The organism is Streptomyces sp. JHA26, from assembly GCF_002005565.1.
Lineage (GTDB): Bacteria > Actinomycetota > Actinomycetes > Streptomycetales > Streptomycetaceae > Streptomyces.
Window position 1 is genome coordinate 79,449 of record NZ_BDJC01000029.1, and the last position, 12,075, is coordinate 91,523.

Annotated in this window: 12 protein-coding genes and 1 pseudogene; 6 read left to right on the plus strand and 7 right to left on the minus strand. The window is 71.8% G+C overall.

Translation table 11 applies throughout. The annotated features are described in order from the left end of the window. Window positions 1–3 precede the first annotated feature (3 nt). The 4 genes from glyA to JHAT_RS19200 all read left to right on the plus strand — a co-directional run bounded on the left by glyA (window position 4) and on the right by JHAT_RS19200 (window position 4,992). Complete coding sequence (gene glyA / locus JHAT_RS19185) at window positions 4–1,266, plus strand: serine hydroxymethyltransferase (RefSeq protein WP_077799440.1); 1,263 nt, start codon at window positions 4–6, stop codon at window positions 1,264–1,266. A 92-nt stretch (window positions 1,267–1,358) separates the two neighbouring features. Continuing rightward, entirely contained in the window at window positions 1,359–2,726 is a 1,368-nt protein-coding gene (locus JHAT_RS19190) for an L-serine ammonia-lyase (RefSeq protein ID WP_077799441.1), read from the plus strand. Between the two features lie 202 nt (window positions 2,727–2,928). Then, on the plus strand, window positions 2,929–3,324 hold the full coding sequence (locus tag JHAT_RS19195) for a hypothetical protein (protein ID WP_077799442.1): 396 nt from the start codon (window positions 2,929–2,931) through the stop codon (window positions 3,322–3,324). A 252-nt stretch (window positions 3,325–3,576) separates the two neighbouring features. Beyond that, entirely contained in the window at window positions 3,577–4,992 is a 1,416-nt protein-coding gene (locus JHAT_RS19200; protein ID WP_077799443.1) for an MFS transporter, read from the plus strand. A 59-nt stretch (window positions 4,993–5,051) separates the two neighbouring features. On the opposite strand, the gene JHAT_RS19205 is transcribed toward JHAT_RS19200, so the two are convergent. Continuing rightward, the gene (locus JHAT_RS19205) at window positions 5,052–5,786 is read right to left on the minus strand and encodes a D-Ala-D-Ala carboxypeptidase family metallohydrolase (RefSeq protein ID WP_077799444.1); all 735 of its coding nucleotides are present in this window, start codon (window positions 5,784–5,786) and stop codon (window positions 5,052–5,054) included. A 179-nt stretch (window positions 5,787–5,965) separates the two neighbouring features. Between JHAT_RS19205 and JHAT_RS19210 the strand changes: the two genes are divergently transcribed. Then, complete coding sequence (locus tag JHAT_RS19210; RefSeq protein ID WP_077799445.1) at window positions 5,966–6,523, plus strand: glycoside hydrolase family 25 protein; 558 nt, start codon at window positions 5,966–5,968, stop codon at window positions 6,521–6,523. An 8-nt stretch (window positions 6,524–6,531) separates the two neighbouring features. On the opposite strand, the pseudogene JHAT_RS19215 reads toward JHAT_RS19210, so the two are convergent. The 3 genes and pseudogenes from JHAT_RS19215 to JHAT_RS19225 form a co-directional block, all read right to left on the minus strand. Further along, window positions 6,532–7,221, minus strand: a pseudogene (locus tag JHAT_RS19215) (NADPH-dependent F420 reductase); the annotation flags it as partial. 158 nt (window positions 7,222–7,379) lie between these two features. Continuing rightward, window positions 7,380–7,592, minus strand: a complete 213-nt coding sequence (locus tag JHAT_RS19220) for an EF-hand domain-containing protein (RefSeq protein ID WP_077799447.1) — start codon at window positions 7,590–7,592, stop codon at window positions 7,380–7,382. A 59-nt stretch (window positions 7,593–7,651) separates the two neighbouring features. Further along, on the minus strand, window positions 7,652–8,566 hold the full coding sequence (locus tag JHAT_RS19225) for a MerR family transcriptional regulator (RefSeq protein ID WP_077799448.1): 915 nt from the start codon (window positions 8,564–8,566) through the stop codon (window positions 7,652–7,654). Between the two features lie 46 nt (window positions 8,567–8,612). Between JHAT_RS19225 and JHAT_RS19230 the strand changes: the two genes are divergently transcribed. Continuing rightward, a complete protein-coding gene (locus JHAT_RS19230; protein ID WP_077799449.1) occupies window positions 8,613–9,317 on the plus strand; it encodes a GNAT family N-acetyltransferase in 705 nt (234 codons plus the stop codon). Here JHAT_RS19230 and JHAT_RS19235 read toward each other — a convergent pair. The 3 genes from JHAT_RS19235 to JHAT_RS19245 form a co-directional block, all read right to left on the minus strand. Then, window positions 9,271–9,879, minus strand: a complete 609-nt coding sequence (locus tag JHAT_RS19235) for an ADP-ribosyltransferase (RefSeq protein ID WP_077799450.1) — start codon at window positions 9,877–9,879, stop codon at window positions 9,271–9,273. The genes JHAT_RS19230 and JHAT_RS19235 overlap by 47 nt on opposite strands. 79 nt (window positions 9,880–9,958) lie before the next feature. Beyond that, window positions 9,959–11,140: a YncE family protein gene (locus JHAT_RS19240; protein ID WP_077799451.1), complete on the minus strand. Its 1,182-nt coding sequence runs from the start codon at window positions 11,138–11,140 to the stop codon at window positions 9,959–9,961. Then, a complete protein-coding gene (locus JHAT_RS19245) occupies window positions 11,140–11,937 on the minus strand; it encodes a polysaccharide deacetylase family protein (protein ID WP_077799452.1) in 798 nt (265 codons plus the stop codon). Before JHAT_RS19245 ends, JHAT_RS19240 begins: the two co-directional genes overlap by 1 nt. Window positions 11,938–12,075: the final 138 nt, after the last annotated feature.

Consider the following 12,075-nt stretch of genomic DNA (forward strand, 5'->3'; position numbering starts at 1 on the left):
CACATGTCGCTTCTGAACACCCCCCTGCACGAGCTCGACCCCGACGTCGCCGCCGCCGTCGACGCCGAGCTGCACCGCCAGCAGTCCACCCTCGAGATGATCGCCTCCGAGAACTTCGCGCCCGTCGCGGTCATGGAGGCGCAGGGCTCGGTCCTCACCAACAAGTACGCCGAGGGCTACCCCGGCCGCCGCTACTACGGCGGCTGCGAGCACGTCGACGTGATCGAGCAGATCGCCATCGACCGCGTCAAGGCGCTCTTCGGCGCCGAGCACGCCAACGTGCAGCCGCACTCCGGCGCCCAGGCCAACGCGGCGGCGATGTTCGCGCTGCTCAAGCCGGGCGACACGATCATGGGTCTGAACCTCGCCCACGGCGGGCACCTGACCCACGGCATGAAGATCAACTTCTCCGGCAAGCTCTACAACGTCGTGGCCTACCACGTGGGCGACGACGGCCAGGTCGACATGGCCGAGGTGGAGCGCCTCGCCAAGGAGAACAAGCCGAAGCTGATCGTGGCCGGCTGGTCGGCCTACCCGCGTCAGCTGGACTTCGCCGCCTTCCGCCGGATCGCGGACGAGGTCGGCGCGTACCTGATGGTCGACATGGCGCACTTCGCCGGTCTGGTCGCCGCGGGCCTGCACCCGAACCCGGTGCCGCACGCCCACGTGGTGACCACCACCACCCACAAGACCCTGGGCGGTCCGCGCGGCGGTGTGATCCTCTCCACGGCCGAGCTGGCCAAGAAGATCAACTCCGCCGTCTTCCCCGGTCAGCAGGGTGGCCCGCTGGAGCACGTGGTGGCCGCCAAGGCCGTCGCCTTCAAGGTCGCGGCGAGCGAGGACTTCAAGGAGCGCCAGCGTCGTACGCTGGAAGGCGCCCGGATCCTGGCCGAGCGCCTGGTGAAGGACGACGCGAAGGCGGCGGGCGTCTCCGTCCTGACCGGCGGCACGGACGTCCACCTGGTCCTGGTCGACCTGCGCGACTCGGAGCTGGACGGCCAGCAGGCCGAGGACCGCCTCCACGAGGTCGGCATCACGGTCAACCGCAACGCCGTCCCGAACGACCCGCGCCCGCCGATGGTGACCTCCGGTCTGCGCATCGGTACGCCGGCCCTGGCGACCCGCGGCTTCACGGCCGAGGACTTCGCCGAGGTCGCGGACGTGATCGCCGAGGCGCTGAAGCCGTCCTACGACGCGGAGGCCCTCAAGGCCCGGGTGAAGGCCCTGGCCGACAAGCACCCGCTGTACCCGGGTCTGGACAAGTAACCGGCAGTACCGCACGAGGGCGCCGGGCCGGTCACGAGCGGGCCCGGCGCCCCACCCCCCCTCTTGCACCACCCCCGTTCTGAGGAGTTCCCGTGGCCATCTCGGTCTTCGACCTGTTCTCGATCGGCATAGGCCCGTCGAGCTCGCACACGGTCGGCCCGATGCGCGCGGCCCGCATGTTCGCCCGCCGCCTGCGCAACGAGGAACTGCTGGGCTCCGTGGCCTCGGTCCGGGCCGAGCTGTACGGCTCGCTGGGCGCCACCGGTCACGGCCACGGCACGCCCAAGGCGGTGCTGCTCGGACTGGAGGGCGAGTCGCCGCGCACGGTGGACGTGGAGACGGCGGACGACCGCGTCGAGACGATCAGGACCTCGGGCCGCCTCCGCCTCCTCGGCGAGCGCGAGATCCCCTTCTCCTACGACGACGACATGGTCCTGCACCGCCGCAAGGCCCTCCCGTACCACGCCAACGGCATGACGCTGTGGGCGTACGACGCGGCGGGCACGGAGGTGCTCACGAAGACGTACTACTCGGTCGGCGGCGGCTTCGTCGTCGACGAGGACGCGGTGGGCGCGGACCGCATCAAGCTCGACGACACCGTGCTGAAGTACCCCTTCCGCACCGGCGACGAGCTGCTGCGCCTGACCCGGGAGACGGGTCTGTCGATCTCCGCGCTGATGCTGGAGAACGAGCGGGCCTGGCGCGACGAGGACGAGATCCGCGAGGGTCTGCTGGAGATCTGGCGCGTGATGCGGGCGTGCGTGGACCGCGGCATGTCGCGGGAGGGCATCCTGCCGGGCGGTCTGAAGGTGCGCCGCCGCGCCGCGAACACCGCGCGCAAGCTGCGCTCCGAGGGCGACCCGCAGGCCCTGGCCATGGAGTGGATCACGCTCTACGCGATGGCCGTGAACGAGGAGAACGCGGCCGGCGGCCGGGTCGTCACGGCCCCGACCAACGGCGCGGCGGGGATCATCCCGGCGGTCCTGCACTACTACGTGAACTTCGTCCCCGGCGCCGACGAGGAGGGCGTGGTCCGCTTCCTCCTCGCCGCCGGCGCGATCGGCATGCTCTTCAAGGAGAACGCCTCCATCTCCGGCGCCGAGGTCGGCTGCCAGGGCGAGGTCGGCTCCGCCTGCTCGATGGCGGCGGGCGCGCTCGCCGAGGTGCTGGGCGGCTCCCCGGAGCAGGTGGAGAACGCCGCCGAGATCGGCATGGAGCACAACCTCGGCCTCACCTGCGACCCCGTGGGCGGCCTCGTCCAGATCCCCTGCATCGAGCGCAACGGCATGGCCGCGGTGAAGGCGGTCACGGCGGCCCGGATGGCGATGCGCGGCGACGGCTCGCACAAGGTGTCCCTCGACAAGGTCATCAAGACCATGAAGGAGACGGGCGCCGACATGTCGGTCAAGTACAAGGAGACGGCGCGGGGCGGACTGGCGGTCAACATCATCGAGTGCTGAGGCCGCGGGCCCCGATCGGCGCCCTCACGTCCGTCGGCGCCGGCGCCGACGGGGCCGTCCTGGCCCCGTGACCGGGCGGCGGCACGGGAAGCGGTGACGGAAGGTGCGCGAGACTCGGTGTGGCGGCTCCCGGACGGGGCAGCACGAAGGAGATCGCGCCGGCCACGGCGCGGGGAAGCACGGTACGGGCGGAGGTTCGTGCGTGGACTGGCTGTTCATCGTCAAGCCCGCGGAGGCCACTCCGGACGGCGGGTCATACGCCAAGAGTCACATGCTGGAACTCGCCGAGACCGAGCCCCGTCGGGAGTGGTGCCTGTCCAGGTGGCGGCGGATGGCCGCGGGCGACCGCCTGTGGATCTATTTCGCCGCCCCGGTGCGGGAGGTCGCCGCGGTGGCCGAGATCGAGGACGAGCCGTTCGAAGCGGTCGGGAACCCTCGTCAGCCGTGGCGCGTCCGGGCGACGCTCAGCCCGGTGGCGACTCGTCGGCTGAACCGCGACCCCGTCCCGCTGCACATGCTGACCAACAGGCACCCTCAAGGGGTCACCCGCGTGAAGGACGCCGACCTGGCGCTTCTGCTGCGGCACGCAGGCCTGTAGCACCGCCTCGCTCCCCTTCGGCTCCCCCGGCTCGGCCGGTTCCCGCGGGAGCGCTCCCCCTCGAACCGGGCGGGACGGCCGATCCGAGCGCCGGTCTCCGGCTCATCCACCGGGCGGCGACTCCGCACCTTGTCAGGCCGCACGCTTCCCCGGAGGCTCCCCATCTCACATCGTGGCACGGTCTTTCCGTCAGGCAAGACGCCTGGGATCGTTGCAGGGCACACACATGTTCCACGCGCGAAAGACCGAGCCATGTCCGCATCCGCCGCCGGTTCAGCCGGGGCACCCGTCAACCCGCGGTCCCGTGTCCTCATCGCCAGCCTCATGGGGACGACGATCGAGTTCTACGACTTCTACATCTACGCGACCGCCGCCGTCCTCGTCTTCCCGAAGCTCTTCTTCCCGAGCAGTGACCCCACCACGGCGCTCCTGTCGTCGTTCGCGGTCTTCGGCGCCGCGATGGTCGCGCGGCCGGTCGGCGCCGTCTTCTTCGGGCACCTCGGCGACCGGCTCGGCCGCAAGAAGACGCTGGTCGTCTCGCTCCTCACCATGGGCATCGCCACCTTCCTCATCGGCGTACTGCCCACCTACGCGCAGGCCGGCTGGGTCGCCACCGCGCTGCTGGTGCTGATGCGGCTCGCGCAGGGCTTCGCGCTGGGCGGCGAGTGGAGCGGTGCCGCCCTGGTCGCCACCGAGAACGCCCCCAGGGGCAAGCGGGCTCTGTGGGGCACGTTCCCCCAACTCGGCGCACCGCTCGGCTTCATCATCGGCAACGGTCTGTTCCTGATCATCGGCGCGCTGCTGCCCTCCGGGAGCGGCGCCGACCCCACGCAGCCGTCCGAGGCCTTCGCGAGCTGGGGCTGGCGCATCCCGTTCCTGTTCTCCGCCGTGATGGTCGCGATCGGCCTGTGGGTGCGCTCGCGGCTCGTGGAGTCGACGGTGTTCACCCGGACCCGCGAGGCCGGGAAGGTGCGGAAGCTTCCGCTGGCCACCGTGGTCCAGGGGCACTGGAGGCAGCTGGTCCTGGGCACGTTCATCATGCTGGCGACCTACGTGCTCTTCTACCTCATGACCACGTTCTCGCTGAGCTACGGGCGTGCCGCGAAGAACGCCGACGTGCCGGGGCTGGGGTACAGCTACACCACGTTCGTCCTGATGATGATCTTCGGCGTGCTGTTCTTCGCCGTGTTCACCCTGATCTCCGGCCCGCTCGCCGACAAGTACGGACGCCGTGCCACCCTGGTCTGGATCACCGCCGCCATCGCGGTCTTCGGTCTGGTCTGGGTGCCGCTGATCGGCCTGGGCACGCTCGGCGTGGTGCTGTGGCTGGTGCTCGGCTTCACGCTGATGGGCATGACCTTCGGCCCGATGGGCGCGCTGCTGCCCGAGCTGTTCCCGACGAGCGTGCGCTACACCGGTTCCGGCATCTCGTACAACGTCAGTTCGATCCTCGGGGCGGCCGTCGCGCCGTTCATCGCGGTGGCGCTGTGGGAGGCCGGTGACGGCTCGCCGTGGCTGGTCGGCGTGTACCTCTCCGCGATGGCCGTGCTGACGCTGGCCGCCCTGCTGCTCTCCAAGGAGACCAGGGACGTCTCCCTGGAGGAGCAGAACACCGCGCCCGCCGGCGAGGACCCCCGGACGGCCCCGGCGGCGTCGCCCGCGTCCTGATCGCCGTCCGGGTCCGCACGGGGGCCGTGCGGGGTCCGCACAGGACCGGCTCCGGCGGGTCAGATGCCGCAGTTCGGCGCCGACCAGTACGGCGACGGGTCGAGGGCCACGTGGGTGTGGTCGTTGTGGTCGGGGTAGCCCGGGCCGAGGATCTCCGAGAAGCCGTGGGTCCTGGCCTGCTGGGCGAGGCGGCAGAAGCTGGGCGAGCCGGTGAGGTCGGCGGCGTCGCCGTAGAGGTGGCGGCTGGTGGACGAGCCGCCCACCGCGCTGTTGCAGGCGCGGGAGCGGAAGCCGCTGGAGATGGTGAGCGGCACGTCGCCGAGGGCGTGCCGCATCGCCTCCAGCTTCCACATGGTCTTCAGCGCGTTCGACTTGGCGGTGGCCGCGGAGACCGCGCCGCCGGACCAGTCGGAGTTGCACTTGTTGAGCTCCGCGTAGGTGAAGTGGACGGGCGTGCAGTCCGCGTCCTGGAGCGCGTAGATCTTGCTGAAGGTCGCGGGGCCGGCGACGCCGTCCGCTGCCAGCCCGTAGGCGGACTGGAACTTCTTGACGGCTGCGGCGGTCCGGGCGCCGTACTGGCCGTCGTAGGAGAGCCGTTCGCCGGAGGTGACCCAGCCGGCGACGCGGATCTGGAGCTGCGTGACGTCGGCGCCGGAGGAGCCTTGCCGCAGGGTGCGGTTCCAGGTGTAGCAGGAGTCGGCGTGCGCGGCGGTGGCGGTGGCGCCGACACCGACCGCCGCGCCCGCCATGAGCATGACAAATGAGAGAAGGAGACGTGACACGCGTCTGAACATCCCGGCCTCCCGACCGTCGAGTCGTCCGTGAACCGGAGCCCAGCGTGCGGCACCGCGCTACGCGCGTCAATGGCACCCGGGGGAAGCGAAGTCGACGTTTCCGCTTCCGGCGGGGAGTGCGCATGTCATCGTGGGGAATAGCCAACTCCCGTCCCCCCACGGTCCTTCAGGGAGGCCCCATGCTGCGTGGCATCGACGTCAGCGCCTACCAGTCCTCCAGCTACGACACCGACGGGCTCTCCTTCGTCTTCGTGAAGGCGACGGAGGGCCGCTCGTACGTCAACCCCAAGCTCGCCGCCCAGACGGAGCGGGCCCGCGACGCCGGACTCGTCGTCGGCTTCTACCACTTCCTGTGGCCGGGCAACCTCACCGCCCAGGCCGAGTACTTCGTCTCCAAGGCCCCGGACCGCAAGGGCGACATCCTCGCCGTCGACTGGGAGACGAACGGCGAGGGCACGCATCCGAGCAACGCGGAGAAGGACAGCTTCATCAAGAAGCTGAAGGCGCTGCGGCCGGACAACAGGGTGATCCTCTACTGCAACCGGAATTTTTGGTTGAACGTCGACACCACTTCGTACGCCGGTGACGGCCTCTGGATCGCCGACTACGTCTCGGCGGGCAAGCCCCGCATCCAGGCGAAGTGGCGCTTCCACCAGTACACGGACCACCCGGTCGACACCAATGTGGCCGACTTCGCGAGCAAGGCCGCGCTGAAGGAGTGGGCGCAGAGCGCCTGAGGGCGGGATCAGCCCCGGAAGTCCTCGGGCCGCTCCGGCGACGCTTGCGCCAGCGCCTTGGTGACGCCGTCGACGCCCGCACGCAGGCCGTAGACCGGGGTGCCCGGCTGCTGGCGCCAGGAGTCGTCGATGCCGCCGGCGTCGACGGTGTCGAAGCCCAGCTCGTCGATGAGGGCGCGGACCTTCGCCTTGGCCGCCTCGTCGTCGCCGGCCACCGGGAGGGCCTGGCGGTCGGGCGCGCCTGCCGGACGGTGGCGGTCGAGGATGTCCTGGGCGTAGGTGCCGTTGAAGGCCTTGATCACCGGGTGGCCGAGGTGTCCCTCGGTCCAGCGGCTCTCGGTGCGGCCCTCGTCCTCGATGCCCGCGATCCTGCCGTCGCGCCGCCGCGGGTAGTAGTTGCCGGTGTCGATGACCGCGACGCCGTCGGCCGCGCCGTCCAGGACGCCGGACGGCAGGTCCGGGATCCGCTTCAGCGGGATGGTGACGACCACGATCTCGGCGCCGCGGGCCGCCTGCTCCACCGGTACGGGGGTGGCGCCGGTCTCCTCGGCCAGTGCGGTGAGCGTGTGGGGTCCGCGCGAGTTGGCGACGGAGACGTCGTGTCCGAGGGCGGTGAGCCGCCGGGTGAGGTTGCCGCCGATGTTGCCCGCGCCGATGATGCCGATCTTCATGGTCCGACTCGCCTGGCCTTCCGGAGGTCGTGTCCTACGGGTCCGGCGCGTCCACCGCGCCGGTGATCGGCTGCAACCTCCGGGCGTCGCGGGCTATTCCGGCACCGCCCGGCATTCGCCCGGGGGGCGGCATGACGAGGGGGCGCCCGCCGGAGGTCCGGACGGGCGCCCCCCTCGGGCGTCGCCTACTTGTTGAGGTGCGCCCAGAACTCGTCGAACGACAGCATCTTGTCGCCGTTGAGGTCGCGGCCGGCGATGATCGCCTCGGCCACCGACTCGGTGACGTTCCAGTCACCGCCCTGGGCCAGCGCGGTCTTGAACTCGGCAGCGGTGATGAACCCGTCACCGTCCGTATCGATCCGCTCGAACTGCTTGCGCGCTTCCTCGATGTCCGCCACCGATCAGCCCCTCATCCGTGCTCCGGCCGTGCTGTCGCACGCCACTGACGCAGGTCAGATTAGCTGCCCGTCCGGGCCTCCAGCGCGGCGACCACCCACCCGAACTCCTCCTCGTACGTCGTCTGGGGCCCCAGACCGCTCACGACGGCCGACAGTTCCCGGTACCGGCCGACCCGGCTGTCCGTCATCGCGGTCAGGCGTTCCAGGACGGCGGCGGGGTCGGCGTCGCCGAGCAGCGGGCGCAGGACGTCCCCGGCCCCGGGCGCATCAGGGGCGACGCCCCGGCGCAGCGCGTCGCCCGCGAGCCGCACGAGACGGCTGACGAACCACATGGAGGTGCCGGCGGGGACGTCCGGCCCCCGGTCGGCCGCGTTGAACTCCACCATCGAGCGCATCAGCGCCCGGAAGCCGGGGTCCTGGATCAGCTCGGCCAGTTCCACCCAGGCGTCCACCTGCTCCGGCGTCGGGTCGTCGGGCAGCGTGGCCGCCGTGAACCGCAGCCGGCGGCGGACGTCGGGGTCCGCCGTGTCGATCCCGTCGAAGAGCTCCGTCATGAAGTCGTCGACGATCCGCCCGCGTTCGGCGGCGGACAGTCGCGCCAGTCTGTTCATCAGGGTCGTCTCCTTCGCGGTCGAACCGCGTCGCGCCACGGACGACAGCACCGCGCGGGTCACCTTCAGCGACGCGATCTGCGCGTCCAGCGCGCTCACGTGTGCCGCCGCGACCTGCGCGACCGTCGTCTCGCCGGACAGGACCCGGTGTACGGCGTCCAGGCCGAGGCCCAGTTCGCGCAGGGTGCGGATCAGCTCCAGGCGGGCGACGGACGCGGCGTCGTAGAGGCGGTAGCCGCCGGCGGAGCGGGTCACCGGGGGCAGGGCGCCCTCGTCGGACCAGTAGCGGATGGTGCGCACGGTCAGTCCGGTGGCCCGTGCCAGCTCGCCGATGGTCATAAGTCCGGTGCCGTCGTCGGTCATATCTGGGAGTCTGGGCCCTCCAGTGGGTGGAGACTCAAGGAGCACGGTGACGGAGAGCCTGCGGGAGATCCTGGACGCGGCGGCACGGGGTGTCTTCCCCCCGCCGGACGGTGGGACGACGATGGTCGCGCAGCCCGGTCCGCGGGACGCGGGCGTCATCGCCTTCACGGCGCACTCGGTCGTCTTCACGGACGAGGACGAGGGGTGGGTGCGCGAGGCGCTGGACTCCCTGGAGTGCGACCCGCTCGCCGCGACGATGCACGCGCGGTTCCTGGCGGCCCTCATGGAGCGGACCGGGCGGACGACCGACACGGTCGACGTGCTGCTGACCGGGGCGCCGCTCGCGGGGCGCCCGCCGCTCGCCCTGACGGAGGTCGTCGATCCCGGGCATCCGCGGGTGGTCTCCGCGCGACGGCGGCGCGACGACGTACGGGTGTGGGCGGCGGACGGCGGGGTGCTCGTGCTGGGGCGCGGGGTCGCCGGGCGGCTGGAGGTCGCGGTGGAGGTGGCGGAGGACGCGCGGCACCGGGGGCTGGGGCGGCGGCTGGTGACAGCGGCGCGGCAGCTGGCCGGGGGCGAGCCGGTGTGGGCCCAGGTGTCGCCGGGGAACGCCCGCAGTCTGCGGGCGTTCCAGGCGGCGGGCTACCGGCCGGTGGGGTCGGAGGCGCTGTTCCTCCTGCCCGGGGGGCCGGACGACCAGGCGGTCAGTGCCAGGGCTCGTAGTGCGGGTTGCTCTCGCACCCGCTCATGATCTCGGTCCTGGTCTGCTTGTCGACCGGGCAGACGCCGATGACGTACCGCCGCTGGATGCCGCCGGGGAAGGCGACCTCGACCTGGTCGGCCCACCTGTGGGTGTCGCCGATGGTCTTGTTGACGTCGATGCCGCCGGGCGCGTCGATGTAGTAGTTGTAGCCGGACTTGTACCAGGTCTTGTACAGGTCGTGGTCGTAGGTCGTCGACACGTACGGCGAGGGCTGGTTGACCAGGACGTACTTCTCGACGTCGTACTGGCCGTTCTCGACGTCCTTGGCGTGGAAGCCCTCCTCGAAGACGACCTGCGGGCCCCTGCTGTCGCTGCGGTAGAGGGTGCCGCAGGTGGTGCGCCAGACCGGTTCGGGGGTGATGCGGTCGACGTCGACGCCCCGGTCGGCGGCGGCCTCGAGCTTGTCGTCGAACCGGGGGCAGGCGGGGGCGGCCTTCGCGGGTGCCGCCGCCGGGGCCGCCGCGCCGGGGACGGCGGCGGAGGTGGCGAGGACCGCGGAGGCGGACAGGACGGCGGCGGCGGCCCGGCGCCGCAGACGGGTGGTGATCATGCGGGTACGATCCCGGCTCCGCGGCGGCGGCCCGCGGATCATCACCCGATGGCGGCGTGTTGGCCGAATCCCCTTGCCGTCAGCGGAAGATGCCGGTGTGGCCGAGCGAGTAGCGGCCGGGCTGCGGGTAGACGGCGAGGCCGTGCGGGCCGTTGCCGACCTTGATCCGGGCCAGTTGTCCGCCGGTGCGGGTGTCGATGGCGTACACCTCGGCGTCGTAGCGGCCGGAGAGCCACAGGACCTTGCCGTCGGCGGAGACACCGCCCATGTCGGGGCTGCCGCCGTCGGGCAGGCGCCACTTCCTGGTGAGCTTGTTCTCGGTGAAGTCGAAGACGGAGACGGTGCCCTCGCCCCGGTTGGAGACGTACATCTCGCGGGAGTCGCGGCCGACGTAGAGGCCGTGGGCGCCCTTGCCGGTGGGCAGGAGGGTGGGGGTGGTGAACGCGTCGCCGTCGAGCACCCACATACCGTCGGCCTTCATGTCGGCGATGTAGAACCTCCTGCCATCGGGCGAGATCTTGACGTCCTGCGGCATCGCGCCGTCGAGGGGCAGCTTCTGCTGGGCGACGACCTCCATCTTCCGGGTGTCGACCTTGAGCAGTTCGCCGCTGAACTCGCAGGAGACGATGAAGTAGCGCCCGTCGAGGGAGAAGTCGGCGTGGTTGACGCCGTAGCAGGTGACGGGGACGGTCTTCTTCACCTTCATGGTGTGCGGGTCGCGGAAGACCAGTTCCCGGTCGAGGGAGGCCATGACGACGGCGTACCTGCCGTCGGGCGTGAAGTACAGGTTGTACGGGTCGTGGACGTCGACCGGCGCGCCCGCCCTGCCCGTCTCCGGGTCGATGGGGGTGAGGGTGTGGCCCCGGTTGTTGTTGACCCACAGGGTCTTCAGGTCCCAGGACGGCACCACGTGCTGGGGCTGCCGGCCGACCGGGATGGTGTCGACGACCTCGTAGGTCTTCGGGTCGATGACCGTGACCGTGTCGGACTCGGTGTTGGGGACGTAGACCCGGGAGGGGAAGTCCTTGACCGCCGGGGAGAGCTTGTCCGGGCGGTCGGCGGCGTAGACGTCCTTCGGGTCGAGGACGGGCGGCATGCCGGGCAGGCCGTCGACGGCGGGCTTCCGCTCGGCGGGGGAGGCCTTGGCGGCACGGGTGCCCGGGGGTGTCCCGCCGGGCTGCTGCCGTCCGTCGCCGCAGGCGGCGAGTGCGGCGAGGGCGAGGCCCGCGATCAGGGTGCGGGTGAGGGTTCTGGCGTGCATCAGCCGATCAGCTCCGTGGTGGTCACCGCGCGCAGTCCGCGGCGGTCGAGTTCTTCCAGTACGGCGGGGAGCGCGGCGACCGTGTCCGCGTAGCCGAAGTGCAGGCTCACCACGGACCCGCCGCGGACCGCGCCGAGCACGGAGCGGGCGACGGCGGGGGCGCCGGGCGAGGTGAAGTCGAGGGGGTCGACGTCGTAGGACAGGACGTGCGGGTAGCCGGCGCGGACGGCCAGCCGTTCGACGAGCGGGGAGGCGCGGGCGGCGCGGGAGGGCCGGAACCAGGTGCCGACGGAGCCGGTGAGGCGCTTCAGGCGCCGGGCGCAGTCGGTGATCTCGGCGTACGCCTCCGCCTCGGTCATGGCGTTGACGTCCAGGTGGTGCTGGGTGTGGTTGCCGAGGTCGTGGCCGCCGTCGAGGATGCGGCGGGCCAGTTCCGGGTGGGCGTCCAGCCAGGTGCCGACGGCCAGTACGGTGACGCGGGCGCCGTGCCGTTCGGCCTCGGTCAGGATCGCGCGGGCGGTGGTGGGGTCGCCCTGGCCGTGGAAGGTGAGGGCGACGCGGGGGCGGTCACGGGGGCCGTGGGCGATCTGGACGGGACGGCCGGGGAAGCGGCGGGGAGCGGGCGCCGTGAGCACGGTGGCCACGCCGGGCGTGCGGGGCGGGGACGGTGCGGAGGCGGAGGGGCGTGCGGCGGGGTGGGCGGTGGCGCCCTTCGTGCCGCATCCGGTGGTCAGCGCTCCCGCGGCGAAGAGTCCGGCGCACGCCGCCAGTGCGGTTCGGCGGTCGGTCGTGGTCACCGCACCATTTAAGGCGCGTCACGCCCGAAAACGGGTGATTCGTCCGAACGGCGGCCGGTCTCCCGGGAGGCGACGCGGTGCGGGCCGGCGGGCGCGGCGCGGGCCGGCGAGGTGCGGGACGGGACGGCGGGCGCGGCG

Excerpts from the sequence above, each read along its gene's own strand:
- JHAT_RS19240 (WP_077799451.1), bottom strand. The coding sequence starts at position 11,140 with ATGCACGCCAGAACCCTCACCCGCACCCTGATCGCGGGCCTCGCCCTC.
- JHAT_RS19205 (WP_077799444.1), bottom strand. The coding sequence starts at position 5,786 with ATGTTCAGACGCGTGTCACGTCTCCTTCTCTCATTTGTCATGCTCATG.
- glyA (WP_077799440.1), top strand. The coding sequence starts at position 4 with ATGTCGCTTCTGAACACCCCCCTGCACGAGCTCGACCCCGACGTCGCC.
- JHAT_RS19210 (WP_077799445.1), top strand. The coding sequence starts at position 5,966 with ATGCTGCGTGGCATCGACGTCAGCGCCTACCAGTCCTCCAGCTACGAC.
- JHAT_RS19235 (WP_077799450.1), bottom strand. The coding sequence starts at position 9,879 with ATGATCACCACCCGTCTGCGGCGCCGGGCCGCCGCCGCCGTCCTGTCC.
- JHAT_RS19225 (WP_077799448.1), bottom strand. The coding sequence starts at position 8,566 with ATGACCGACGACGGCACCGGACTTATGACCATCGGCGAGCTGGCACGG.
- JHAT_RS19200 (WP_077799443.1), top strand. The coding sequence starts at position 3,577 with ATGTCCGCATCCGCCGCCGGTTCAGCCGGGGCACCCGTCAACCCGCGG.